The following is a 22,439-nucleotide window of genomic DNA, read 5'->3' on the forward strand; positions in this document are numbered from 1 at the left end:
GAATCGATACGATGAGCCCATGGTTTCCCACGACGTGAGCGAAGAGACTCCGGGCACAGTGCTGCTCGTGGCGCGCCTGCACGTCGACCTGTGCCGCCTCGCCAGCGCGATCTGTCCGTCCCGCGCTGTGCTCTGAGCGACCGGCCGAGCGCACTTACGTACGACCCCCCTCCGCGCGGGGGCCCCAGCAGCGCGCCCATCACGCCACTTCCGACAGGAGCCCACGCCATGGCCATCGAGGTCCGCATCCCGACCATCCTCCGCACCTACACCGACGGCCAGAAGGCCGTCGAGGGCAGCGGTGGCACCCTCGCCGAGCTCTTCGCCGACCTGGAGTCCCGCCACACCGGCATCGAGGCCCGCATCGTCGACGACGGCAAGCTCCGCCGCTTCGTCAACGTCTACCTCAACGACGAGGACGTCCGCTTCCTCGACGGAATCGACACCAAGCTCACCGACGGCGACAACGTCACGATCCTGCCGGCCGTCGCCGGTGGCATGGTCTGATCCACATGCGCTACGACTCCTCGCTGGCGGCGGTCGGCAACACGCCGCTCGTCCGCCTCCCCCGGCTCTCGCCCTCGGACGACGTCCGCATCTGGGCGAAGCTGGAGGACCGCAACCCGACCGGCTCGGTCAAGGACCGCCCCGCGCTCCACATGGTCGAGCAGGCGGAGAAGGACGGCCGCCTCACCCCCGGCTGCACCATCCTGGAGCCGACCAGCGGCAACACCGGCATCTCCCTCGCCATGGCCGCCAAGCTCAAGGGCTACCGCATCGTCTGCGTCATGCCCGAGAACACCAGCGAGGAGCGCCGTCAGCTGCTCGCCATGTGGGGCGCGGAGATCATCTCGTCCCCCGCGGCGGGCGGATCGAACACGGCGGTACGCGTCGCCAAGGAACTCGCCGCCGAGAACCCGTCCTGGGTGATGCTCTACCAGTACGGCAACCCCGACAACGCGGGCGCCCACTACGCCACCACGGGCCCCGAGATCCTCGCCGACCTCCCGTCCATCACCCACTTCGTGGCCGGCCTCGGCACCACCGGCACCCTGATGGGCGTCGGCCGCTACCTGCGCGAGCACAAGCCCGACGTCAAGATCGTCGCCGCCGAGCCGCGCTACGACGACCTCGTCTACGGCCTCCGGAACCTCGACGAGGGCTTCGTCCCGGAGCTGTACGACGCCTCCGTCCTCACCACCCGCTTCTCCGTCGGCTCCGCCGACGCGGTCACCCGCACCCGCGAACTCCTCCAGCAGGAGGGCATCTTCGCGGGCGTCTCCACCGGCGCGGCCCTGCACGCGGCCATCGGCGTCGGCAACAAGGCGGTGAAGGCGGGCGAGAGCGCGGACATCGCCTTCGTCGTCGCCGACGGCGGCTGGAAGTACCTCTCGACCGGCCTCTACACGGCGGCCACCACGGAAGAGGCCATCGCGACGGTCCAGGGCCAGCTCTGGGCGTAGGCCCTCACCCCCGCTGCCCGAACCCGCACCACCCGGCCCCGCGGCACGCTAGCGCGCGAGATGGCGGACCTGGTCCCAGACGACCGGGTCCGCCATCCCCGCTTTCCGCCGGAAATCCGAGACCGGCACCTCGCGCAGCTCGTCCGTCTCCAGAAAGCTCGGCCGCCCCTGCGCGTCGCCCACCGCACCCGGCGGCAGCGCGATCACACCCGGCCGCTCGTCGTGGTACTTGCTGGTGATCTTGGCGACGAGCGCGCTCTTCCCCCGTACGGACAGCACCAGGCAGGGCCGGTCCTTCGAACCGGGACCGTCCTCGAAGGGCACGTCCGCCCACCAGATCTCGGCGGCGTGCGGCAACCGCGACGGAGCCTTCCGCGGCCCGGTGGGCCGACCGGGCGGCCGGGTCGGCGGCCGGGTCCGTCCCGACGGGCGTCCCGACGAGCGCCGCGACGACCGCCGCCACCCGTCGGCGAGCGCCACGACCAGCGCGATCACCACGACCGCGACCAGCGCGGGCCACCACGACGTGTCCATACCTCAAGACGGTACCGGCGCGCGGCTCACTCCGCCGCAACGGCCCGCCATCCATCCGAACCGGTGACAGAGCCCGTGAGTTCGCCCACAACGGGCCACCACGAAGGAGCGACAGGCCCTGGAGCGCCTTACGCTCGACAGACCGCACAGCCTCCCCCTTCCTCAGCGCGCTTTCCGTATCCGTCCACGGAGGTTCCCGCTCCATGAAGCTCACCGTCGTCGGCTGCTCCGGGTCGTTCCCGTCCGCGGATTCGGCCTGTTCGAGCTACCTCGTCGAGGCCGACGGCTTCCGGCTGCTCCTCGACATGGGCAACGGCGCCCTGGGCGAGCTGCAGCGACACATCGGTCTGTACGACCTCGACGCGATCTTCCTCAGCCATCTGCACGCCGACCACTGCATCGACATGTGCGGGTACTTCGTCGCCCGCTACTACCGGCACGAGGGCGGCCGCTGCGACGCGATCCCCGTCTACGCGCCGGAGGGCGCCGAGCAGCGTCTGACCACGGCGTACGCGGACACCCCGTCCCCCACCTCGATGAGCGAGGTCTTCGACTTCCGCACCCTGAAGTCGGAGGCCTTCGAGATCGGCCCGTTCTCCGTCCGTACGGAGAAGGTGTGCCACCCGGTCGAGGCGTACGGCATCCGGGTCGAGCACAACGGCCGCTCGCTCACGTACTCCGGGGACACCGGGGTCTGCGAGTCGCTGCACAAGCTCGCCGAGGGCACCGACCTCTTCCTCTGCGAGGCCTCCTTCACCCACGGCAAGGAGGACATCCCGGCCCTCCACCTCAACGGCCGGGAGGCTGGGGCGGAGGCCGCCCGCTCGTCGGCGGGCCGGCTCGTCCTCACCCACATCCCGCCGTGGACGGACGGCGAGCAGAACCTGGCGGACGCGCGCCAGGTGTACTCGGGCCCGTCCGAGCTGGCGAGGCCGGGCGCGGTCTACGAGATCTGAGACTCTCCTCCGACAACGGGAAGGGCCCCGGAACCATGCGGTTCCGGGGCCCTTCCGTGCTGCGGGACGAGGCTCACGCCTTGGTGAGGTCCTCGATCTCGGCCTCGGGCTCGCGGCCCGGGGTGGCGAGGTTGAACTTGGTGATCGCGAAGCGGAAGACCACGTAGTAGATCGCCGCGAAGACGAGACCGATCGGGATGATCAGCCAGGGCTTGGAGGCGTACGTCCAGTTCAGGAAGTAGTCCAGAGCACCCGCGGAGAAGGTGAAGCCGTGGTGCACGCCGAGGGCCGAGGTGATGACCATCGAGGCGGCGGTGAGCACCGCGTGGATCACGTACAGCAGGGGCGCCAGGAACATGAACGCGAACTCGATGGGCTCGGTGATGCCCGTGACGAAGGAGGTCAGGGCGAGCGAGAACATCATGCCGCCGACGACCTTGCGGCGCTCGGGGCGGGCGGCGTGGGTGATCGCGAGGGCGACGGCCGGGAGCGCGAACATCATGATCGGGAAGAAGCCGGACATGAACTGACCGGCGGACGGGTCACCGTGGAAGAAGCGCGGCAGGTCGCCGTGCCAGACGGCACCGGAGGAGTCGGTGAAGGTGCCGATCTCCTGCCAGGCGACGGTGTTCACGAACTGGTGCATGCCGACCGGGAGCAGACCGCGGTTGATGGCGCCGAAGATGCCGGAGCCGAGGGCGCCGAGGCTGGTCATCCAGTTGCCGAAGTCGGTGATCAGGTTGCCGACGGGCTCCCAGAGGAGGCCGAAGAGAACACCCATGACGGTGCCGACGAAGGCCATGAGGATCGGGACGAGACGGCGGCCGTTGAAGAAGCCGAGCCAGTCGACCAGCTTGGTGCGGTGGAACCGCTGCCAGACGACGGCGCCGAGCAGACCCATGATGATGCCGCCGAAGACCTTGGGGTCGTTGTACGTCGCGGCGACGTCGACACCCTTGTTCGCGGTCGTGTTGACGACGGCCTCGCTGACCGGGAACGCCTTGAGGACGCTCGAGTAGACGAGGAAGCCGACAAGGGCGGCGAGGGCGGTGGAGCCGTCGGCCTTCTTGGCGAAGCCGATCGCGATGCCGACGCAGAACAGCAGCGGCATGTTGGCGAAGACCGCGTCTCCGGCGGAGGCGAAGACCGTGGCGACCTTGCCCCAGCCGAGGCCGTCGGCGCCGAAGACGTCGGGCTGGCCGAGACGGAGCAAGATACCCGCGGCCGGCAGAACGGCGATCGGCAGCTGCAGGCTGCGACCGACCTTCTGCAGGCCCTGGAACAGGCCGGATCCGCGCTTCTTCGCGGGAGCGGCGGCCTGGGCGGTGGCCGTACTCATCAACTTCCTCCAGTAAGGCAAGGCGCCGCCAGAGGACAGTGGAAAGGGGGGACGGCGACGTCTCGTGGAACGCGGTGGTCTGGACCGCGTGGTCTACACCAATGAGTGGTGTAGACCAGTTGTAGCACGTGAGACTTAGATAAGGAACCTGCGAATTTTGTGTGCTCAGCCATAGCTGGAAATGCACGACATAAGGCCCCCGGACCGTCAGGTCCAGGGGCCTTTCGCGGGTCTTACGGGAGGGGCGAAAGCCTCGAAACGGTCAGGCTCTGCAGGGTGACCGCAGCGCTACTTGACGTTCTCCCGCTCCATCTCGTCCCCGACCTCGTCCGGCTCGCGGCCGGGCGTCTGGAGATTGAACTTGGTGATCGCGAACCGGAAGATCGCGTAGTAGACGACCGCGAACGCGAGACCGATCGGGATGATCAGCCACGGCTTCGTCGCGAGGCCCCAGTTGATCACGTAGTCGATCAGACCTGCCGAGAAGCTGAAGCCGTCCTTCACGCCGAGTGCCCAGGTCACGGCCATCGACACACCCGTGAGGACGGCGTGGACCGCGAAGAGCAGCGGGGCGATGAAGAGGAACGAGTACTCGATCGGCTCGGTGATGCCGGTGACGAACGAGGTCAGCGCGACCGACAGCATCATGCCGCCGACCTCCTTGCGCCGGTGCGGCTTGGCACAGTGGGTGATCGCCAGCGCGGCCGCCGGAAGCGCGAACATCATGATCGGGAAGAAGCCCGTCAGGAACTGGCCGGCGTTCGGGTCGCCCGCGAGGAACATGGGGATGTCGCCGTGGACCGTCGTACCGTCCGGCTTCTCGTACGTGCCGAACTGGAACCAGATCGGCACGTTCAGGAACTGGTGCAGGCCGATGACGAGCAGCGCCCGGTTCGCCAGACCGAAGATGCCCGAACCCCACGAGCCGAGTCCGACCAGCCAGTCGCTGAAGTTCTCCAGGGCGTCACCGATCGGCGGCCAGATCCACAGGCACAGCGCGGCGAACGCGATCGCCACGAACGTCATGATGATCGGGACCAGGCGGCGGCCGTTGAAGAAGCCCAGCCAGTCGACCAGCTTCGTCCGGTGGTACCGCTGCCACAGGTACGCGGTGAGCAGACCCATGACGATGCCGCCGAAGACACCCGGATTCTGGTACGTGTAGCCCGCGAAGGAGTCGTCGACGGCGAGGCAGCCGCCGCTGATGTCCTTCGTCCCCGCCGGGCAGTCCTTCGGGAACTGGCGCAGCACGTTGAAGTAGACGAGGAAGCCGACGACCGCCGCGAGCGCGGTCGAACCGTCGGACTTCTTCGCCATGCCGATCGCGACACCGATGCAGAACAGCAGGGGCAGGCCGAGGTTGCCGTCGAGGAGCGCGCCACCGGCGCCCGCCATCACCTTGGCGACGTTGTCCCAGCCGAGACCCTCCGCGCCGAAGACGTCCGGCTGCCCGAGCCGGTTGATGATGCCCGCGGCCGGCAGGACGGCGATGGGGAGCTGGAGGCTGCGCCCCATCTTCTGGAGTCCCTGGAAGAGCCCGCCCCACACGGACTGCTTCGGCCGCGCCGGGGCGCTTTCCGTACTCATCGGCGTCCTCCCTGCCCGGAACGACCCGGGTCCGCATCTCGTTGCACACTGGTGTAGACCAGTTGCGATAGGCTCCGGGAGCCCACTGAGGACAGGCCGCCGGTGATCGTCATCATTCGGCAGAACGGCGGCACTTGCCCGCATAGTTGGGCCAACCGTGGGTTACCGTGACAAAGCGGACCACAGGTGCGCCGAGATTCGCGTGCGCGCGAACGGAACGGACAGGGAGAAACACATGGCCAGCAAGGCTGAGAAGATCGTCGCCGGGCTCGGCGGCATCGAGAACATCGAAGAGGTCGAAGGCTGCATCACCCGCCTGCGCACCGAGGTCGTGGACCCGTCCAAGGTCGACGAGGCCGCCCTCAAGGCCGCCGGCGCCCACGGCGTCGTCAAGATGGGCACCGCGATCCAGGTCGTCATCGGCACCGACGCCGACCCGATCGCCGCCGACATCGAAGACATGATGTAAGCAGCCGCATCAGCTGAAGGGCCCGTTCCGGCAGGGGAACGGGCCCTTCGTCATGCCGCCACCAGAGGAACGGCCCCGCACGACAACGGCAACGGGCCCCGGACCACAACGGCAACGGGCCCCGCACTGCAACGGAAACGGGCCCCTCACCACCACGGGAACGGCCCCCTCCCCGTATCCCGCTAGGCTCGTCCCATGTCTCGTATCGACGGCCGTACCCCCGAACAGCTCCGCCCCGTCACCATCGAACGCGGATGGAGCAAGCACGCCGAGGGCTCCGTCCTCATCTCCTTCGGCGACACCAAGGTCTTCTGCACCGCCTCCGTCACCGAAGGCGTCCCGCGCTGGCGCAAGGGCAGCGGCGAAGGCTGGGTCACCGGCGAGTACTCCATGCTCCCGCGCGCCACCAACACCCGCGGCGACCGCGAATCCGTCCGCGGCAAGATCGGCGGCCGTACGCACGAGATCTCCCGCCTCATCGGCCGCTCCCTGCGCGCCGTCATCGACTACAAGGCGCTCGGCGAGAACACCATCGTCCTCGACTGCGACGTCCTCCAGGCCGACGGCGGCACCCGCACCGCCGCCATCACCGGCGCGTACGTCGCCCTCGCCGACGCGGTGTCCTGGGCCCAGAACAAGAAGCTCGTCAAGGCCGGCCGCAAGCCCCTCACCGGCACCGTCGGCGCCGTCTCCGTCGGCATCGTCGACGGCGTCCCCCTCCTCGACCTCTGTTACGAGGAGGACGTCCGCGCCGACACCGACATGAACGTCGTCTGCACCGGCGACGGCCGCTTCGTCGAGGTCCAGGGCACCGCCGAGGCCGAGCCCTTCGACCGCAAGGAGCTCAACGCCCTCCTCGACCTCGCGTCCGGCGGCTGCGCCGAACTCGCCGAGATCCAGCGCAAGGCCCTCGAAGGAACCCTCTGACCCCGCACTGCGTCCTGACGGGCGGGCCCGTACGGATAAGCTCCGTGCGCCCGTCCGTCGTTCGCATGTACGCATCTGGGGGAGGACCCGCCTTGAAGCGCCGTCTCGCACTCGCCGTGGCCACGGCCGCCGCACTCACCACCGTCCTGAGCGGCTGCGGAGCCCTCGACAAAGCAATGGACTGCGTCAAGACCGCCGACGCGATAGCCACCTCGGTGAGCAACCTTCAGCAGGCGGTCTCCAACGCCTCGAACGACGCCACCCAGATCGAGGAGTCCCTCGACTCCATCTCCACGGAACTGGGCAACCTCAAGAACACCACGGACAACGCCGACCTCTCCAAGGCGGTCGACGACCTCACCAAGGGCGTCGACACCGTCCGCACCGCGGTGAAGAACGGCGACACCACGCCGGACATCACGCCCATCACCGACGCGGCCACCGAGATCGGCAAGGTCTGCACCCCGGGATAATCGGTGGCATGACCCGACTGATCCTCGCCACCCGCAACCCGGGCAAGATCACCGAACTTCACGCGATCCTCGCCGACGCAGGTCTCGACCTGGAACTCGTCGGCGCGGACGCGTACCCGGAGATCCCCGACGTCAAGGAAACCGGCGTCACCTTCGCCGAGAACGCCCTGCTGAAGGCCCACGCCCTGGCCCAGGCCACCGGCCTGCCGGCCGTGGCCGACGACTCCGGCCTCTGCGTCGACGTCCTGAACGGCGCCCCCGGCATCTTCTCCGCCCGCTGGTCGGGCGCCCACGGCGACGACCGAGCCAACCTGAACCTCCTCCTGGCCCAACTGTCCGACATCGCGGACGAACACCGAGGCGCCCACTTCGCCTGCGCCGCGGCGCTGGCGCTGCCCGACGGCACGGAGAGGGTGGTGGAAGGCCGCATGGAGGGTGTGCTGCGCCACACCCCGAAGGGCACGAACGGCTTCGGCTACGACCCGATCCTCCAGCCGAACGGCCACGAGGTGACCTGCGCCGAACTGACCCCGTCGCAGAAGAACGCGATCAGCCACCGCGGCAAGGCGTTCCGCGCCTTGGTGCCGGTGGTGAAGGAACTGCTGGGCTGAGGCACCCGCATGCGAACGGCCCAGCGCCACTCAGGGCGCTGGGCCGTCGTACGGTACGCCCGGTCGGATTCGAACCGACAGACACGACCACCTAAAGATCGCCGCTCAGCCCTTGGCGTACGGGCGCGTACTCGATCCCTTACTTTACCCGCCGTCCTCCCCGGCACCAGGTGTCGGTCGTCGCATGGCAGTTGGGACAGAGCAGCCGCAGGTTCTCGCGCCGGTCGTCGCTCCAGTCGCCGCTGATGTGGTCGACCTCAAGGGTCATCGGCTTGCCGAGCCATTCAGGGCCGATGCCGCACCGTGCGCACTTCTCGGGCACGCCCACCTCGCTCAGCGCGCGACGCAGCAGATGGGTTCTTGTCCGTCGCGTTCCGTGGTGCCGGATGAGGATGTCGTCGGCTCGTCTGACCGGCGTCGGCCCAGGCCGTCCCCGCTGGTGTGCCTGACCCAGGAAATGGGAGGTACTGACACCGTCCTCCGCCGTCCACAGACGGAAGAGCGTGCGCATGTGCCCGCTGGGCTCCAGTCCCAGGGCACGCAGGGCGCTCGCCACAGAGGTCGCCCCTTGGACCGCGTACCGCAGGTCTTCTTCTGTCGGGCGCGGCGGTTGCCCACCGCGCCTCTGACGGTGGGGAAAGTGCGAGACGTCGATGCGGTAGTGGGCGAAGCGCCTCAGCAGGTGGCGTCCCAGATTGTCGTACGGCTGCGTGCCCAGGAAGACGATGACCTCGCCGAGGTCCGAGCAGCGTGCTGCCGCCTCCGCCAGCAGCTCACGGGTGTAGCGCACGCCGGTCGTCATCGAGTCCTCCCCTTTGCGCGCCCCCGATAACTGTCCGTCGTCGAGTGGCAGTTCGGGCACAGAAATCGCAGGTTCTCGATCCTGTTGTTCCGCCAGTCCCCGTCGATGTGATCGATTTCCAGGGGGAGCGGTTGGCCCAGCCAGACGGCCTGGTTGCCGCACAGGACACAGTGCTGGGGTACTCCGGACTCCGTCATCGCCCATGCGATCCGCTCATGCGGGATGCGCCGGGTTCTCGGGCCGGTCTGCTCGACGAGTAGCACCTCGGGAGTCCGGCGTCCTCGGGTCTTGCCGCGCCGAGACGGACGGCGGAAGTGTGATGTGTCGATCCCGTAGGCCTTGACGCGGCGGCTGATGTGCGTGTGCTGGCCACCCACGATCTCCACTCCCAGCCGGCGCAGCACCTCGCACATGTTCGTGGAAGCCGCCACGGCCTCAGCCAGGACTTCCTTCGTCCACCGTGTCCCCTCCCGCTCGAAGTGCGAGATGTCCACCCCCAGCTTCCGCATCCGCTCCCGCACGTACCTCCGCGTCGGACTCCTCGGATCCACCCCCAACCGCTCCAGCGCCTCCGTCAGCGTCCGCGCCCCCCGCGTCGCCGCCTCCAGTCGCTCCCTCGTGTACGCGCTCGTCCCCATCGCGTCCCCTCCCCAGTACGGATCCCGTACGTACTAACGACCCGAATATCGGACGGTCACGTCATATCGCGTACGAAAAACGGAACGGCCCGCACCGCCCTTTCGGGGGTGCGGGCCGTTCCGGAGGGAGACGTCAGGCCTCGACGCCCAGGTCCCTGATGATCTTGGCCACGTGGCCCGTCGCCTTCACGTTGTAGAAGGCGTGCTCCACCTTGCCGTCCTCGTCCACGACGACCGTCGAGCGGATCACGCCCGTCACCACCTTGCCGTACAGCTTCTTCTCGCCGAAGGCGCCGTACGCCTCCAGGGTCTCCTTCGACGGGTCGCCGACCAGCGTGACCTTCAGGTTCTCCTTCTCGCGGAACTTCGCCAGCTTCTCCGGCTTGTCCGGGGAGACGCCGATGACGTCGTAGCCCGCCGCCGCGAGCACGTCCAGGTTGTCCGTGAAGTCGCAGGCCTGCTTCGTGCAGCCGGGGGTCAGCGCGGCCGGGTAGAAGTAGACGATGACCTTGCGGCCCTTGTGGTCCGCGAGGGAGACCTCGTTGCCGTCCGCGTCGGGCAGGGTGAAGGCGGGGGCGGTGTCGCCGGGCTGCAGTCGCTCGCTCATGGCTCTCCTCGGGATGGTTCGCGTACGCGTTCAGAGCCTAATGGGGGTCTGGGACGACCCGAAGGCGACAGAACTGACAGACTGTCCACAAGGACCGATCAACGACCGGATCACGACCACCCGGATCACGACTACGGAGGCAGCGCGGTGTCGGATGCCAGGACCCCTGCGCAGATCGAGGCGGACATCGTCCGCCGGCGCGAGCAGCTCGCCGTCACTCTCGACGAGATCGGCATTCGGATGCACCCGAAGACGATCATCGGGGACGCGAAGGCCAAGGTCGCCTCGACGGTCGACCAGACCGCGGGACGCGCCTTCGTCGCCGTCAACCGGGTCGTCTCGGATGTGAAGGCACGTTTCACCCACGCGGACGGCGCCCCCCGACTGGAGCGCGTGGTTCCGGCGGCCCTCGTCGCCGTCGCGGTCGTCGGGCTGCTCGCCGCGTCCTCCCGCAAGGGCAAGGGATGACCCCTCGCCGCCCCGGGTGCCGTAACCGGGCAGGTAGGTTCACTCCGTGAGCGAGAACACGCACGACAAGCTGCCCATCCGGATGCTCCACGACCGCGTCCTGGTCCGCACCGACTCCCCGGAGGGGGAGCGGCGCTCCGGCGGCGGCATCCTGATTCCGGCGACTGCCGCGGTCGGCCGTCGCCTGGCCTGGGCCGAGGTGGTCGCGGTCGGTCAGAACGTCCGTACCGTCGAGATCGGCGACCGGGTGCTGTACGACCCCGAGGACCGCGCCGAGGTCGAGGTGCGGGGTGTCGCGTACGTCCTGATGCGGGAGCGCGACCTGCACGCGGTGGCCGCGGACCGGTTCCAGGGGACGACGGATTCGACCGGGCTGTATCTCTGACCCCATGTGCCTCGGTAGGCCCTGGTGACCATGGTCACCAGGGCCTACCGCCGTTTTTTGCTAGCCTGGAGACACCCGACGAGACGCGCCGTACCGGGATCCCGACAAGACGACGCACCCCTGTTGTTCCGTCTCGCGGAGGTGTTGTCGTCATGGCCTGGGTTCTTCTTGTCGTCGCGGGTCTGCTGGAAGTCGGCTGGTCGATCGGGATGAAGTACACCGACGGCTTCACGCGGCTCTGGCCGAGCGTGTTCACCGGCGCCGGGATCATCGCTTCCATGGTGCTGCTGTCGCACGCGGCCAAGACGCTGCCCATCGGTACGGCGTACGGCGTGTGGGTGGGCATCGGCGCGGCCGGTGCGGCGGTGCTCGGCATGGTGGTCCTCGGTGAGCCGGCGACCGCCGCCCGGATCTTCTTCGTGTGTCTGCTGCTCGTCGCCGTGGTGGGTCTCAAGGCGACGTCCGGTCACTGACGTACGGCACTCGGGGCGGGCCCGGGGCTGCGTGGCGCCGCTCCCGGGCCCGCCTCGCCCAGTTCGTACGACTCCTCAGGAGTCTCAGAGACCTCAGAGGCCTCAGGGGCCGCAGGGACATCAGAGGCATCGGGGGCGGCAGGGACGTCGGGCATCGGCGGGAGCGGCGGCAGCCGCTCCGCCCCCGGCATCACCTGGAGTTCGAAGTCCCGCGGCGCCGTTCCCGCCAGGGCCTCCCGGGTGAACCGGGCCCAGATCTCGGCGGGCTCCCCGCCCCCGTTGATCCGGGGCTGTCCGAGGGCTCCGTACAGGGGCTCCTGCCGGCCCGACTCGGGGTCCTGGCCCATCATCGCGACGACCGTGGCGAGTTCCGGCGTGTAGCCGGCGAACCAGGCGGCCTTGTCGTCCTCCGCGGTGCCGGTCTTGCCGGCGGCGGGGCGTCCGGCGGCCTGCGCGGCCGTTCCCGTGCCCGTCTCGACGACGCTCCGCAGGATGGACGTGGTGGTGTCGGCGGCCTCCCGGCTCACCGCCTGACGGGCCTCGGCAGCCGGCACTTCCAGCTCCTGGCCGTCCCTGCTGAGGCTCTCGACGAGGGTGTACGTGCCGTGCCGGCCGTGCGCGGCGAGGGTCGCGTACGCCGTGGCCATGTCCAGGACGCTGGCCGTGGCGGGGCCGAGCGCGATGGAGGGGGAGGCGGTGAGGTCGGGGGTGGCGTGGGGCAGGCCGAGGGCGATCGCGGTGCGGCGTACGTGGCCGGGGCCGACGTCGACGGCCATCTGGGCGTACACGGCGTTCACGGACAGGTCGGTGGCGGTGCCGACGGCGATCTCGCCGTAGCTCTCGTCGTCCTCGTTGGCGGGGTCGTACGGGTTGCCGTTCCAGCCTTCGACCGGGCGCCGGTTGTTCCCGTCGTACACCGTGTACGGGGTGATGGGTTCGCCGTGCTGGGTCTGTGCCCCCCTCTGGACGGCGGCGGTGAAGACGAAGGGTTTGAAGGTGGAGCCGACCTGGTAGTCGCGGCGGGTGGCGTTGTTGACGTACTGCTGGGTGTAGTCGACGCCGCCGTACATGGCGAGGACCTTGCCGTTCGCCGGGTCGACGGCCGCCGCTCCGACCCGTACGAACCGGTCGGCGGGGGCGCCCGCCGGGTCGAGGCGGGTCATGACGCGCTCTTCGACGGCTTGGACGAGCGCGTCCTGTTTGGCGGGTTCGAGGGTGGTGGTGATGCGGAAGCCGCCGCCGGCGAGGGTCTTCTCGTCGACGACGCCGTGGTCGGTGAGGTACTCCTCGACGGCCTGGACGAGGTAGCCGCGCTGTCCGGAGAGGCCGGTGGCGGGGCGGGCGGTCTGGGGGGTGGGGAAGCGCGCGGCGGCACGTGCGGCGGGGGTGAGCCGGCGCTCGGTGACCATGCCGTCGAGGACGTAGTGCCAGCGGGCGACGGCCTTGGCGCGGTTCTCGGGGTGGGTGGTGACGTCGTAGGCGCTGGGGGCTTTGAGGAGGGAGGCGAGGTACGCGCCCTCGGCGGTGTCGAGTTCCTCGACGTCCTTGCCGTAGTAGGCGCGGGCGGCGGCCTGGATGCCGTACGCGTTGCGTCCGAAGTAACTGGTGTTCAGGTAGCCCTGGAGGATCTCCTCCTTGCTCTTCTCGCGGCCGAGCTTGATCGCGATGAAGAACTCCTTCGCCTTGCGGGTGAGGGTCTGCTCCTGGCCCAGGTAGTAGTTCTTGACGTACTGCTGGGTGATGGTGGAGCCGGACTGGCGGCCCTTGCCGGTGACGGTGTTCCAGGCGGCGCGGACCATCGCCTTGGGGTCGACGGCGCGCGAGCTGTGGAAGTCGCGGTCCTCGGCGGCGAGGACGGCCTGCCGGACGGTGAGGGGGACGCGGTCGAGACGTACGTTCTCGCGGTTGACCTCGCCGTCGCGGGCGAGGGGGCTGCCGTCCCGGTAGAGGTAGACGTTGGACTGGGCGAGGGCGGCGGCGTTGGCGGGCGGGATCTCCACCAGGAGGTAGCCGGCGGCGAAGGCGCCGGCGAGGAGCAGGGTGCCGAGGAGCAGGAGTCCGAAGAGGGTGCGCAGGACGCGGCGGGGACGGCGGCGTTTGGGCGCGGGGGGTGGGGGCGTTCCGAGGGTAGGGTCCCTCGGTTCCCAGCCCGGCGTGCGGGCCGGCCGGGGGGCGTCGGAGTCGCTCGTACCGGAGGAAGGGGGCATGGCAACTCATATTGCCCCCAAGGTGACGAAACTCCCGAATGCGACCCGAAGGTGACGGGAAATCCGGTCGCGGGTGGCGGGCCCACCTCGCTAGGGTCGTGCGCTTCGGCATTTTTCAGTTCTTTACGGATCGCGCACGTCACGGATTGCTCATGTCACGGACTGTGCTTGTCGCGGACTGTGCGTACGGGGAAGGAGCGGCATGCTGCGGCTGTACGCGACGGTGGCCGCGGGCGGCTTCCGGCGTCATGCCACCTATCGGGTGGCGACGGCGGCGGGTGTGTTCACGAACACCGTCTTCGGCTTCATCCTGTCGTACACGTACATCGCCCTCTGGGACGAGAGGCCGCAGCTCGGCGGCTACTCCATGGACGACGCGCTCGCCTACGTATGGATCGGGCAGGCGCTGATCACGGTCTGCGGGATGATGGGCGGCGGCTTCGAGGACGAGCTGATCGAGCGGATCAGGACCGGGGACATCGCGGTCGACCTGTACCGCCCCGCCGACCTCCAGGCCTGGTGGTTCTCGGCCAACCTGGGCCGGGCCGCCTTCCAGTTGCTCGGCAGGGGAGTCGTCCCGATGGCGGTCGGCTGGCTGGCCTTCCGTTTCACGCTGCCGGCCGGGCCGGGCTCCTGGCTCGCCTTCCTGGTGGCCGTGGCGCTGGGCTCCACGGTCAGTTTCGCGATCTGGTACGTGGTGGCGATGAGCGCGTTCTGGCTGATGGACGGTCAGGGAGCGGTCCAGGTGGCCTGGCTGGGCGGCCTGTTCTTCTCGGGGATGCTGCTCCCGCTGAACGTCTTCCCGGGCGCACTCGGCGAGGTCGCGCGGGTGCTGCCGTGGGCGTCACTGCTCCAGGTGCCGGCCGATGTGTACCTGGGGAAGTACGAGGGCTGGGGCCTTGCGGGGGCGTACGCCTTCCAGTGCTGCTGGGCACTGGTGCTGTTCGGCGCGGGACGGGCGGTGCAGGCGGCGGCGACGCGGAAGGTGGTGGTGCAGGGTGGCTGAGGTGACGCGCACCAGCGTGGGATCCGAGGGGGGATCGGGGGGCGGGTCCGAGGTTGGATCCAACCCGGGATCCAACCCCGGATTGGATCCTGGATCCAACCCGGGATTGAACCCTGGATCCAATTCAGGATTCAGGATTGGATCCAACATCCTGGGCGACTCCTGGCGGACGTACCGCATGGTCGCGGGCATGTGGATCCGATCCACGATGACGTACCGCGCGTCCTTCGCGCTCACGCTGGTCACCAGCTTCTGCGTCACCTTCTTCGACTTCGTCGTCATCCTCCTGATGTTCGGTCAGGTGGAGGGCCTGGGCGGCTTCGCGTTCGCGGAGGTCGCGCTCCTGTACGGGACCGCGGGGACGGCGTTCGGGATCGCGGATCTGACGATGGGATCGCTGCAGCGGATGGGGAAGCGGGTCAGGGACGGCTCGCTGGACACCTTCCTGATGCGCCCGGCGCCGCTGCTCGCGCAGGTGGCGGCGGACAAGTTCGCGCTCCGGCGGTTCGGCCGGGTCCTCCAGGGCCTCTTCGTCCTGATCTGGGGCCTGGTCCTGCTGGATGTGGAGTGGACGCCGGTGAAGGTGCTGCTGCTGCCGGTGACGGTGGTCTGCGGGGCGGTGATCTTCGCGGCGGTGATGGTGCTCGGGGCGTCGGCGCTGTTCTGGATGCAGGACGCGGCGGAGGTGACGAGCTCGTTCACGTACGGCGGGAACACGCTCCTCGGGTACCCGCCGACGATCTTCGCGCAGGACCTGGTGCGGGGTGTCGTGTACGTCGTACCGCTGGCGTTCGTGAACTGGCTGCCCGCGCTGTACGTACTGGGCAGGCCGGCTCCGGAGGGGGTGCCGGAGTGGGCGGCGTTCGCGTCGCCGCTGGTGGCGGCGGTGTGCTGTGGGGTGGCGGGGCTGGCGTGGCGGGCCGGAATCCGCTCGTACCGATCGACGGGAAGTTGAGGGCGGAGGCGGCCATGGAACCGTTCATCGAGCTGGAGAAACTGGAGAAGGTCTTCACGGTCCGCCGGAGAGCGGGCCTCCTCCGCCGCGAGAAGCGAGAGGTCCGGGCGGTCGACGGCATCAGCTTCACCGTCGGGCGCGGGGAGATGGTCGGCTACATCGGCCCGAACGGCGCGGGGAAGTCGACGACGATCAAGATGCTCACCGGCATCCTCACCCCCACCGGCGGCCGGCTGCGGGTCGCCGGCATCGACCCTTCCCCAAGCTCTCGGCTTCGCTCGAGCAGGGGAGGCCCCAATCGCGAGCGCACCCGTCTGGCGCAACGGATAGGGGTGGTCTTCGGCCAGCGGACGACGCTCTGGTGGGACCTGCCGCTGAAGGACTCGTACCGGCTGATGCACCGGATGTACCGGATCCCCGACGCCCGCTTCCGGGAGAACCTGGACCGCTGTGTGGAGCTCCTGGAACTGGGGAAGCTGCTCGACGTGCCGGTACGGCAGCTGTCGCTGGGCCAGCGGATGCGCGGGGACATCGCGGCGGCGCTGCTGCACGACCCGGAGGTGCTGTACCTCGACGAGCCGACGATCGGCCTGGACGTGGTGTCGAAGGCGAGGGTGAGGGAGTTCCTGCGCGACCTCAACACCACACGGGGCACAACCGTCCTCCTGACCACCCACGACCTCACGGACATCGAACAGCTCTGCTCGCGGGTGATGGTGATCGACCACGGACGCCTGATGTACGACGGGGAGCTGGCCGGCCTGCACGCGGTCGGCGAGAGCGAACGGCTCCTGGTGGTGGACCTGGAGCGGGAGCTGCCGCCGATCGACGTCGCGGGCGCCCGCTTCGTACGGTCGGAAGGCCCCCGCCAGTGGCTGGCCTTCCCGGCCACGGCGTCGGCGGCTCCGCTGGTGGCGGCGGTGGCCGGGGCGTATCCCCTGATCGACCTGTCGGTGCGGGAACCCGACATCGAGACGGTGATCGCGAAGATGTACGGGGGAACTCGGGAGGACCGCCGGGAGTCCCTGAGGTAGGAGGTCGGGACATGGTGAGTTTTTCGTACACGGCGGCGGACGAGGAGAAGAGCAGAGGCGTCCGCCGCATGAAGGCGCTGGCGACGGCGCTGCTGCTCGCCGTGGCCGTGGTCTACGCCCTGGCGACCTGGGCGCGGAACGCGGGCTGGGGGCCGTGGACGGGCTATGTCGCGGCGGCGGCGGAGGCGGGCATGGTCGGCGCGCTGGCGGACTGGTTCGCGGTGACGGCCCTGTTCCGGCGCCCGCTCGGCCTGCCGATCCCGCACACCGCGATCATCCCGACGAAGAAGGACCAGCTGGGTGCGTCGCTGGGCCAGTTCGTAGGCGAGAACTTCCTCTCGGCGGACGTCGTACGGGGCAGACTGGCGGCCCTGGGCATCGGCAGCCGCCTGGGCGGGTGGCTGGCGGACCCGGCGCACGCGGACCGGGTGACGGCGGAACTCTCCACGGCGCTACGGGGCGCGCTCACCGTCCTCCGCGACTCCGACGTGCAGGCGGTCGTGGGGGAGGCGATCACCCGGCGGGCCGAGGCGGCGGAGATCGCGCCGGGCCTCGGCAAGACCCTGGAGAAGATCGTCGCCGACGGGGCCCACCACCGGGCGGTCGACCTGGTCTGCACCCGCGCCCACGACTGGCTGGTCACCCACGGCGAGTCGGTGATGGACGCGGTGCAGGGCGGCGCGCCGGGCTGGACCCCTCGCTTCGTGGACAAGCGCATCGGCGAACGGGTCTACAAGGAGCTCCTCCGCTTCGTGACGGAGATGCGGGACATGCCGGGCCACCCGGCGCGCGGCGCGATCGACCGCTTCCTAACCGACTTCGCGGCCGACCTCCAGGCGGACACGGACACCCGCGCCCGCATCGAACGCCTCAAGTCGGACCTCCTGGCCCGCCCCGAGGTCCAGGACATCATCGCCTCCGCCTGGTCCTCGGTCCGCAACCTGATCATCGCGGCGGCCGAGGACGACCGCAGCCAACTCCGCCTCCGCGCCCGCGCCTCCCTGATCTCCCTGGGCAAGCGCCTGTCGACCGACGCCCGCCTCCAGTCGAAGGTCGAGGGCTGGGCGGAAGACGCGGCGGCCTACGTCGTCACGACGTACCGCACGGAGATCACGTCCCTGATCACGGACACGGTCGCAGGCTGGGACGCCACCCAGACCTCGAAGAAGATCGAGGCGAACATCGGCCGAGACCTCCAGTTCATCCGCATCAACGGCACGGTGGTGGGAGCACTGGCGGGGCTGCTGATCTACACGATCAGCCACGCGGCGGGAGGCTGAGGGACGGGCCGGAGGGGCCGGGGGCGGGCGCGCCAGGGGCCGGCGTGCCGGGGGCCCTACTTCCCGCGGGTGACGGCCCAGGAGGCGGCGGCCATGCCCCCGGCGACGGAGAACACGGCGGGCCAGGCGCCGATCTTCTTGGCGAGCGGGTGGGACCCGGCGAACGCGGCGACGTAGGCGGTGCTCAGCCCCACGGAGGCCTTGACCCCACCCACCTGCTGCCACTCCCGAGCGGCAACGGCCCCGGCGCCGGCGAGCACGACCCCACCGAGGGGCCGCTTCTTGGTCCAACGCGCAACGGCGTAACCACCGACGAGCCCGGCGGCGGCGATGACGGGGGTGGGGATGCGGGGCATGGCGGGGGCCTTTCGGTTCGACGGGTCGTCCTTCGAGCCTACGAGGGGGCGTGGACGTGCTCCCCGCCGGGCACCGACATCGGCTCGTTCGCGGTGGACGTGGCGCATTCGGCGCACAGAGTCTCGTCGGCGAGGGGCCGGAACAGCATGGGCTGGATGTGGCTGCCGGTGCACTCGCGTGCGCCTTCGAGTCGGACGGAGAGCCGGGTGCGGGTGGGGGCCGGTGCGGGCGGGGTCGGCAGGATGCGGGGCGGTACGTCACGGAGGAGGTAGCGGACGAGCCCACCGGGTCGGTGTACGGGCGTCCCGGTGCCGGGCAGGCCGCGAAGGATGTGTTGGTGGACGTCGGCGGAGGTGTGTCCGGCGTCGAGCCAGCGGGCGGCGAGGCGGCTGAGTTCGCCGCGCATGCCGGGCGGGATGTGGCGGAGGGCGGGGGAGAGGAGGGGAAGGACACCGATGAGGGCGCGGGCGTCTTCGAGGTGGGGGCTGGTGGGTGTGGCGACGGCGGTCTCGGTCTCGTCGGCGGTCTCGGCGGCGGCCGGAAGGTTGGAGGTGTCTTCCTTCAGGTCTTTGTCTGGATGACCGTCGGTCGACGGGGTGGTCGGCCGACCGGCGGCCGGTTTCCGGGGACTCGGTGCGACCTGCGGGGATACGGGGTCGGTGCAGGTGAGGTCAGGTGTCCGTGCGAGGAGTTTGGCGGCCTGGTCGGAAGTCAACGGGGTGCTGGAGACGAGCTGTTGGGTCACCCAGCGTCCCCCGGGCCCCTGGATTCGCCGCTCGTGCACGAACCCTTCCTCCTTGAGCTGCCGCTTGGCCCGGGTGAACGCGCATCCCCCGATCCGGGCACGTTCGGCGGTAGCGGAGAGCGACTCGCGCGCGCCCTGGGGAAGGGAGAGCTGCCAGGTCAGAAGCCGAACGGCGTCGGAACTGAGCCGAGGATGCCGGATGAGCTCGTGCGAGAACTGGGTGAAGGCACGGGAGGGCGCGTTAAAGTGCCGGTAGATCACGGTGGAGTCCTGATTCCACTAGTGGTTCAGGCCCTCGCCGATGGGTGCGAACCATCGACGGGGGCCGTTTTGCGTGACCGTAACGCACTCGATGCGTCCGGACGGGCACGGTGAGTGAAGACCGCTCGTGTGGGTGACCTTCGGGTGCGTGCTTCAGTGGCCTTTCGGTGAACGATCACCAGGGTGGGTGGAGGCTCCACTGACTCCAAGCGAGGCTTATGTGCGACGGCCTGTCATCCTCAACTCCTTATGCAGAAGCATCCGGTGGCGAAATGCGATGCCGCTCGGAGTCTCTGAGTCTCGGAGTCGATGTGAGGGGCGTGGCGATGAAGACGATCGGGCTGATCGGTGGGATGAGTTGGGAGTCGACAGCCGAGTACTACCGGTTGCTGAACGAGTTGACGCGTGACCGCCTCGGTGGACTCCATTCGGCGCGGTGCGTGCTCTACTCGGTGGACTTCGCGGAGATCGAGGAGCTGCAGGTCCAGGGCAGTTGGACGAAGGCAGGCGAGATCCTCGCTGCGGCGGCTCAGGCTCTTGAAGCAGCCGGCGCAGACATGGTGCTGATCTGCACCAACACCATGCACAAGGTCGCCGACCAGGTCGAGGCGGCGGTCTCCATCCCCTTGCTGCACCTGGCCGACGTCACCGCAGAGGCCGTACGGGCGTCGGGCGTGCGCCGAGTCGGCCTGCTGGGCACTGCGTTCACCATGGAGCAGGACTTCTACCGAGGCCGCCTGGAAGCCGGCGGACTGGATGTACGCGTCCCGGACGCTGAAGGGCGCGAGCTCGTCCACCGCGTGATCTACGAGGAACTCTGCCTGGGCATCGTGCGGGAAGAGTCACGCGACGCCTACCAGCAGGTCATCAGGGACCTGGTCGCCGGTGGCGCGGAAGGCATCATCCTGGGCTGCACCGAAATCGAGCTCCTCATCGGCTCAGAGGACAGCCCCGTCCCGCTCTTCCCCACGACACGCCTCCACGCCGAGGCTGCAGTGAACGCAGCGCTGCCCGACACCCAGAACGAAGGCCCGACCAAACTCGCATCCCACTGACAGCCGACTGGCCCCGCAGACTGCAGCTTGGCGGAGCTTCCTGAGGGCACACCCGCCGGTGAGCCCGGCTAGGGACGGGGCACCTCGTCCGGCGAGGTGCCGACGCCGCGAGCGCAAACGGCGGCTGCTCGGGTTGCGGGACAGGTCTACCTCGGGTGCGGCGGCCCTCTTCCCGAGTGTGGCGGCCTCCACCACCGCGTCAAGGGCGCCTCCGGCGTCGCTTCGTGATGGGCTGCGCCCACCCTTGCAAGAAGATCGCCCAGGGCAAGCACTACACCCAGGCCCTGCTCTGCCTCGCCAGACGCAGGGCCGACGTCCTGTTCGCAATGCTCCGTGACGGGACCTTCTGCGAACCGTAGCCGTCGGCCTCAGTCGCCTGATCTGCGGGTCTGCGAGGAGGGCGACTCGATCGACCTCGACGTCGAAGCCGAGCACCGGATGGCCGTAGTCGCTTTCCGGGTCCATCAGCACGGGCTTGCCCAGCCGCCGCCCGATCTCCCGAAGGAAGCCGCAGAACACATCAAGTCGATCCTGGCCCTGCAACTCCCGCAGGTCGACGTCGAAGTCGACCTCATCGTCGGCATGGAAACGGAAGATCGCCAACACGTCGGCAGCCGGCCAGACCCGCAGGTCCGGGCACTCGGCATCCGCCCGGGGCACCGGAAGCACCGTCCCTCCCTCGGAGTACTGGCACTTCCAGCCCTTCTCCGCGACAAGATCGAGGAACGCCTGCCAGTCCTCCACCGAGGCATTCGGGACACGCGTGTCCGGCAACGATCCGATCAAGTCCAGGTCAAAGAAGGAACTCACGTCGGCCGCCCCGCCATGCTGCCCGGCTCGCCGACCCAACGCACCCCCCGTTTCCCGTGACCAAAGGCATAGGGCGGACCCCCAGTCCTATGTGGGCTCGCCCCCGCGCCCGGTGCCCGTGCCGCGGTCTCGTAGAGGGGCCTCGGAGCTGAACTTTTCGAACATCATCGCGAGACGGTCCAGCGAAGACCGGCTCGTGGTCCCGTCGTCGGGTCCGTCGGGCAGGCGGTCCCATGGAACGGCGGGAGCGGAGTCGGCCTCTTCGATCCATTGGACCAAGGCGTCGTGGTCGGGAGCGTCGAACGGTGCTATCACGTCGTACATCAGCGTGCTTGCCGCGGAGTTCACCGCTGTGCACAACGCGTTGACCCGGTCACCCAGGCGGGTGGCCCCCGAGTCGGCCAGTACCGTCAGAACCCGGACCATCGCCAGGGCGGTGGCCTTGTGGTCGATGATGTCCAGCCGCAGGGTCGTGTTGATCATGTCCTGGCTGCCGCACGCGATCTCGACAGGGCGGTAGTCGTGCCCGTCGCGGAACATTTCGGCGGCCCACCACAACCGGGCGAAGGCCTGGGTGTAGTGGGGCCCCGAGAACCGTGCGGTGCTGACCTTCTTCGTCGTCTCGTCCGTCGACTCGCCCGACGCGAGGTGTCGCCACAGGACGTAGTCCGGTGCGACGGCCATGGCGAGGAAGTTCCACGGGTCGGGGCGCGCGGCCTCGGAGCGCGTCATGCGTAGCGTGGCATGCAACCGGGGTGCCAACCACGCGTCCGCGGCGGCACGCGAACCGGCGAAGCGGTACATCGCCTCGTCGAGGAGTTCTCGTATCGGAGCTGTGTTCCAGCGGGCTGAGCCGTCCAGGATCGGCGTGCTCGCGCGCAGCACGGCAACGTGTGGCAGGCGTTCCTGTCCTGCGCGCACGCCGTTGGTCAGAAAGGTGGAAGTGGCTGAGGAGCTCAGCGCCGCCATCCTCTCGGGGGCGTTTCCTTCGGACCGC

At 69.2% G+C, this 22,439-nt stretch carries 27 protein-coding genes, 1 tRNA gene, 1 pseudogene and 1 riboswitch; of the genes and pseudogenes, 17 read left to right on the forward strand and 12 right to left on the reverse strand.

Translation table 11 applies throughout. The annotated features are described in order from the left end of the window. The first annotated feature begins 19 nt into the window (after positions 1-19). The 3 genes from OG259_RS26090 (at position 20) to OG259_RS26100 (ending at position 1,463) form a co-directional block, all read left to right on the forward strand. Positions 20-136 (forward strand): putative leader peptide, encoded by a 117-nt coding sequence (locus tag OG259_RS26090; RefSeq protein WP_323181497.1) that lies wholly within the window; start codon positions 20-22, stop codon positions 134-136. Between the two features lie 92 nt (positions 137-228). Beyond that, a complete protein-coding gene (locus OG259_RS26095) occupies positions 229-507 on the forward strand; it encodes a MoaD/ThiS family protein (protein ID WP_266892320.1) in 279 nt (92 codons plus the stop codon). A gap of 5 nt (positions 508-512) precedes the next feature. After that, positions 513-1,463, forward strand: a complete 951-nt coding sequence (locus OG259_RS26100) for a PLP-dependent cysteine synthase family protein (protein WP_328944470.1) — start codon at positions 513-515, stop codon at positions 1,461-1,463. Between the two features lie 48 nt (positions 1,464-1,511). Here the strand turns inward: OG259_RS26100 and OG259_RS26105 are convergent, their stop codons facing one another. Further along, complete coding sequence (locus OG259_RS26105) at positions 1,512-1,997, reverse strand: type II toxin-antitoxin system PemK/MazF family toxin (protein WP_328944471.1); 486 nt, start codon at positions 1,995-1,997, stop codon at positions 1,512-1,514. Positions 1,998-2,200: 203 nt separating this feature from the next. Here OG259_RS26105 and OG259_RS26110 point away from each other — a divergent pair, with 203 nt between their 5' ends. Beyond that, positions 2,201-2,953, forward strand: a complete 753-nt coding sequence (locus OG259_RS26110; protein ID WP_328944472.1) for an MBL fold metallo-hydrolase — start codon at positions 2,201-2,203, stop codon at positions 2,951-2,953. A gap of 73 nt (positions 2,954-3,026) precedes the next feature. Here OG259_RS26110 and OG259_RS26115 read toward each other — a convergent pair whose 3' ends face one another. Both OG259_RS26115 and OG259_RS26120 read right to left on the reverse strand, forming a co-directional pair. Next, positions 3,027-4,292: a PTS transporter subunit EIIC gene (locus tag OG259_RS26115; protein ID WP_328944473.1), complete on the reverse strand. Its 1,266-nt coding sequence runs from the start codon at positions 4,290-4,292 to the stop codon at positions 3,027-3,029. 288 nt (positions 4,293-4,580) lie between these two features. Continuing rightward, the gene (locus OG259_RS26120) at positions 4,581-5,879 is read right to left on the reverse strand and encodes a PTS transporter subunit EIIC (protein WP_328944474.1); all 1,299 of its coding nucleotides are present in this window, start codon (positions 5,877-5,879) and stop codon (positions 4,581-4,583) included. A gap of 202 nt (positions 5,880-6,081) precedes the next feature. Here OG259_RS26120 and OG259_RS26125 point away from each other — a divergent pair, with 202 nt between their 5' ends. From OG259_RS26125 to rdgB, 4 genes are all read left to right on the forward strand, one after another. After that, entirely contained in the window at positions 6,082-6,348 is a 267-nt protein-coding gene (locus OG259_RS26125; protein ID WP_266892308.1) for a PTS glucose/sucrose transporter subunit IIB, read from the forward strand. 195 nt (positions 6,349-6,543) lie between these two features. Next, entirely contained in the window at positions 6,544-7,275 is a 732-nt protein-coding gene (rph, locus tag OG259_RS26130) for a ribonuclease PH (RefSeq protein ID WP_328944475.1), read from the forward strand. 65 nt (positions 7,276-7,340) lie between these two features. Next, the gene (locus OG259_RS26135; RefSeq protein ID WP_328944476.1) at positions 7,341-7,748 is read left to right on the forward strand and encodes a hypothetical protein; all 408 of its coding nucleotides are present in this window, start codon (positions 7,341-7,343) and stop codon (positions 7,746-7,748) included. Positions 7,749-7,756: 8 nt separating this feature from the next. Beyond that, the gene (gene rdgB / locus OG259_RS26140) at positions 7,757-8,359 is read left to right on the forward strand and encodes an RdgB/HAM1 family non-canonical purine NTP pyrophosphatase (RefSeq protein ID WP_328944477.1); all 603 of its coding nucleotides are present in this window, start codon (positions 7,757-7,759) and stop codon (positions 8,357-8,359) included. 54 nt (positions 8,360-8,413) lie between these two features. Here rdgB and OG259_RS26145 read toward each other — a convergent pair. The 3 genes from OG259_RS26145 to OG259_RS26155 all read right to left on the reverse strand — a co-directional run bounded on the left by OG259_RS26145 (position 8,414) and on the right by OG259_RS26155 (position 9,739). Next, a tRNA-Leu gene (locus tag OG259_RS26145) sits at positions 8,414-8,486 on the reverse strand. A 12-nt stretch (positions 8,487-8,498) separates the two neighbouring features. Next, positions 8,499-9,161, reverse strand: coding sequence for an HNH endonuclease (locus tag OG259_RS26150; protein ID WP_328944478.1), 663 nt, complete (start codon positions 9,159-9,161; stop codon positions 8,499-8,501). After that, positions 9,158-9,739: an HNH endonuclease signature motif containing protein gene (locus OG259_RS26155; RefSeq protein WP_328947177.1), complete on the reverse strand. Its 582-nt coding sequence runs from the start codon at positions 9,737-9,739 to the stop codon at positions 9,158-9,160. Before OG259_RS26155 ends, OG259_RS26150 begins: the two co-directional genes overlap by 4 nt. Between OG259_RS26155 and OG259_RS26160 the strand changes: the two genes are divergently transcribed. Continuing rightward, the gene (locus tag OG259_RS26160; protein ID WP_328947338.1) at positions 9,648-9,836 is read left to right on the forward strand and encodes a hypothetical protein; all 189 of its coding nucleotides are present in this window, start codon (positions 9,648-9,650) and stop codon (positions 9,834-9,836) included. The two genes, OG259_RS26155 and OG259_RS26160, sit on opposite strands and share 92 nt — an antisense overlap. Positions 9,837-9,932: 96 nt before the next feature. Here the strand turns inward: OG259_RS26160 and bcp are convergent, their stop codons facing one another. Continuing rightward, on the reverse strand, positions 9,933-10,406 hold the full coding sequence (gene bcp, locus OG259_RS26165) for a thioredoxin-dependent thiol peroxidase (protein ID WP_328944479.1): 474 nt from the start codon (positions 10,404-10,406) through the stop codon (positions 9,933-9,935). Positions 10,407-10,553: 147 nt separating this feature from the next. Here bcp and OG259_RS26170 point away from each other — a divergent pair, with 147 nt between their 5' ends. From OG259_RS26170 to OG259_RS26180, 3 genes are all read left to right on the forward strand, one after another. Continuing rightward, entirely contained in the window at positions 10,554-10,874 is a 321-nt protein-coding gene (locus OG259_RS26170) for a DUF3618 domain-containing protein (protein ID WP_266892298.1), read from the forward strand. A gap of 46 nt (positions 10,875-10,920) precedes the next feature. Then, the gene (locus tag OG259_RS26175; protein ID WP_015033852.1) at positions 10,921-11,259 is read left to right on the forward strand and encodes a GroES family chaperonin; all 339 of its coding nucleotides are present in this window, start codon (positions 10,921-10,923) and stop codon (positions 11,257-11,259) included. Between the two features lie 49 nt (positions 11,260-11,308). Next, a riboswitch (guanidine-III (ykkC-III) riboswitch) is annotated at positions 11,309-11,378 on the forward strand. 33 nt (positions 11,379-11,411) lie between these two features. Next, the gene (locus OG259_RS26180) at positions 11,412-11,732 is read left to right on the forward strand and encodes a DMT family transporter (protein ID WP_073913474.1); all 321 of its coding nucleotides are present in this window, start codon (positions 11,412-11,414) and stop codon (positions 11,730-11,732) included. Here the strand turns inward: OG259_RS26180 and OG259_RS26185 are convergent. Next, on the reverse strand, positions 11,726-13,939 hold the full coding sequence (locus tag OG259_RS26185; protein WP_328944480.1) for a transglycosylase domain-containing protein: 2,214 nt from the start codon (positions 13,937-13,939) through the stop codon (positions 11,726-11,728). The genes OG259_RS26180 and OG259_RS26185 overlap by 7 nt on opposite strands. 205 nt (positions 13,940-14,144) lie before the next feature. Here OG259_RS26185 and OG259_RS26190 point away from each other — a divergent pair, with 205 nt between their 5' ends. The 4 genes from OG259_RS26190 to OG259_RS26205 all read left to right on the forward strand — a co-directional run bounded on the left by OG259_RS26190 (position 14,145) and on the right by OG259_RS26205 (position 18,214). Beyond that, the gene (locus OG259_RS26190) at positions 14,145-14,945 is read left to right on the forward strand and encodes an ABC transporter permease (protein ID WP_328947178.1); all 801 of its coding nucleotides are present in this window, start codon (positions 14,145-14,147) and stop codon (positions 14,943-14,945) included. 178 nt (positions 14,946-15,123) lie between these two features. Beyond that, a complete protein-coding gene (locus OG259_RS26195) occupies positions 15,124-15,900 on the forward strand; it encodes an ABC transporter permease (RefSeq protein ID WP_328944481.1) in 777 nt (258 codons plus the stop codon). A gap of 14 nt (positions 15,901-15,914) precedes the next feature. Next, a complete protein-coding gene (locus OG259_RS26200) occupies positions 15,915-16,934 on the forward strand; it encodes an ABC transporter ATP-binding protein (RefSeq protein ID WP_328944482.1) in 1,020 nt (339 codons plus the stop codon). A gap of 11 nt (positions 16,935-16,945) precedes the next feature. Next, a complete protein-coding gene (locus OG259_RS26205) occupies positions 16,946-18,214 on the forward strand; it encodes a DUF445 domain-containing protein (RefSeq protein ID WP_328944483.1) in 1,269 nt (422 codons plus the stop codon). Between the two features lie 56 nt (positions 18,215-18,270). Here OG259_RS26205 and OG259_RS26210 read toward each other — a convergent pair whose 3' ends face one another. Both OG259_RS26210 and OG259_RS26215 read right to left on the reverse strand, forming a co-directional pair. Beyond that, positions 18,271-18,570 (reverse strand): hypothetical protein, encoded by a 300-nt coding sequence (locus OG259_RS26210; RefSeq protein ID WP_328944484.1) that lies wholly within the window; start codon positions 18,568-18,570, stop codon positions 18,271-18,273. A 38-nt stretch (positions 18,571-18,608) separates the two neighbouring features. Then, positions 18,609-19,577, reverse strand: a complete 969-nt coding sequence (locus tag OG259_RS26215) for a hypothetical protein (RefSeq protein WP_328944485.1) — start codon at positions 19,575-19,577, stop codon at positions 18,609-18,611. Positions 19,578-19,903: 326 nt separating this feature from the next. On the opposite strand from OG259_RS26215, the gene OG259_RS26220 reads away from it, so the two are divergent. Beyond that, entirely contained in the window at positions 19,904-20,632 is a 729-nt protein-coding gene (locus tag OG259_RS26220; RefSeq protein ID WP_328944486.1) for an aspartate/glutamate racemase family protein, read from the forward strand. A 375-nt stretch (positions 20,633-21,007) separates the two neighbouring features. On the opposite strand, the pseudogene OG259_RS26230 reads toward OG259_RS26220, so the two are convergent. Together OG259_RS26230 and OG259_RS26235 are read right to left on the reverse strand one after the other, a co-directional pair. Further along, positions 21,008-21,481, reverse strand: a pseudogene (locus OG259_RS26230) (hypothetical protein); the annotation flags it as partial. 48 nt (positions 21,482-21,529) lie between these two features. Then, positions 21,530-22,411 (reverse strand): DUF6339 family protein, encoded by an 882-nt coding sequence (locus tag OG259_RS26235; protein ID WP_328944487.1) that lies wholly within the window; start codon positions 22,409-22,411, stop codon positions 21,530-21,532. Between the last annotated feature and the right edge of the window lie 28 nt (positions 22,412-22,439).

Origin of the sequence: Streptomyces sp. NBC_00250 (assembly GCF_036192275.1) — a bacterium.
In the GTDB taxonomy this organism is placed as follows: domain Bacteria; phylum Actinomycetota; class Actinomycetes; order Streptomycetales; family Streptomycetaceae; genus Streptomyces.

What these genes read in the sequence shown, in the direction of transcription:
- rph (WP_328944475.1), top strand. Translation starts at nt 6,544, where the DNA reads ATGTCTCGTATCGACGGCCGTACCCCCGAACAGCTCCGCCCCGTCACC.
- OG259_RS26095 (WP_266892320.1), top strand. Translation starts at nt 229, where the DNA reads ATGGCCATCGAGGTCCGCATCCCGACCATCCTCCGCACCTACACCGAC.
- OG259_RS26115 (WP_328944473.1), bottom strand. Translation starts at nt 4,292, where the DNA reads ATGAGTACGGCCACCGCCCAGGCCGCCGCTCCCGCGAAGAAGCGCGGA.
- OG259_RS26210 (WP_328944484.1), bottom strand. Translation starts at nt 18,570, where the DNA reads ATGCCCCGCATCCCCACCCCCGTCATCGCCGCCGCCGGGCTCGTCGGT.
- OG259_RS26135 (WP_328944476.1), top strand. Translation starts at nt 7,341, where the DNA reads ATGTACGCATCTGGGGGAGGACCCGCCTTGAAGCGCCGTCTCGCACTC.
- OG259_RS26235 (WP_328944487.1), bottom strand. Translation starts at nt 22,411, where the DNA reads ATGGCGGCGCTGAGCTCCTCAGCCACTTCCACCTTTCTGACCAACGGC.
- OG259_RS26105 (WP_328944471.1), bottom strand. Translation starts at nt 1,997, where the DNA reads ATGGACACGTCGTGGTGGCCCGCGCTGGTCGCGGTCGTGGTGATCGCG.
- OG259_RS26195 (WP_328944481.1), top strand. Translation starts at nt 15,124, where the DNA reads ATGGTCGCGGGCATGTGGATCCGATCCACGATGACGTACCGCGCGTCC.
- bcp (WP_328944479.1), bottom strand. Translation starts at nt 10,406, where the DNA reads ATGAGCGAGCGACTGCAGCCCGGCGACACCGCCCCCGCCTTCACCCTG.
- OG259_RS26160 (WP_328947338.1), top strand. Translation starts at nt 9,648, where the DNA reads ATGTCCACCCCCAGCTTCCGCATCCGCTCCCGCACGTACCTCCGCGTC.
- OG259_RS26120 (WP_328944474.1), bottom strand. Translation starts at nt 5,879, where the DNA reads ATGAGTACGGAAAGCGCCCCGGCGCGGCCGAAGCAGTCCGTGTGGGGC.
- rdgB (WP_328944477.1), top strand. Translation starts at nt 7,757, where the DNA reads ATGACCCGACTGATCCTCGCCACCCGCAACCCGGGCAAGATCACCGAA.
- OG259_RS26110 (WP_328944472.1), top strand. Translation starts at nt 2,201, where the DNA reads ATGAAGCTCACCGTCGTCGGCTGCTCCGGGTCGTTCCCGTCCGCGGAT.
- OG259_RS26090 (WP_323181497.1), top strand. Translation starts at nt 20, where the DNA reads ATGGTTTCCCACGACGTGAGCGAAGAGACTCCGGGCACAGTGCTGCTC.
- OG259_RS26205 (WP_328944483.1), top strand. Translation starts at nt 16,946, where the DNA reads ATGGTGAGTTTTTCGTACACGGCGGCGGACGAGGAGAAGAGCAGAGGC.
- OG259_RS26220 (WP_328944486.1), top strand. Translation starts at nt 19,904, where the DNA reads ATGAAGACGATCGGGCTGATCGGTGGGATGAGTTGGGAGTCGACAGCC.
- OG259_RS26150 (WP_328944478.1), bottom strand. Translation starts at nt 9,161, where the DNA reads ATGACGACCGGCGTGCGCTACACCCGTGAGCTGCTGGCGGAGGCGGCA.
- OG259_RS26200 (WP_328944482.1), top strand. Translation starts at nt 15,915, where the DNA reads ATGGAACCGTTCATCGAGCTGGAGAAACTGGAGAAGGTCTTCACGGTC.
- OG259_RS26180 (WP_073913474.1), top strand. Translation starts at nt 11,412, where the DNA reads ATGGCCTGGGTTCTTCTTGTCGTCGCGGGTCTGCTGGAAGTCGGCTGG.
- OG259_RS26100 (WP_328944470.1), top strand. Translation starts at nt 513, where the DNA reads ATGCGCTACGACTCCTCGCTGGCGGCGGTCGGCAACACGCCGCTCGTC.
- OG259_RS26185 (WP_328944480.1), bottom strand. Translation starts at nt 13,939, where the DNA reads ATGCCCCCTTCCTCCGGTACGAGCGACTCCGACGCCCCCCGGCCGGCC.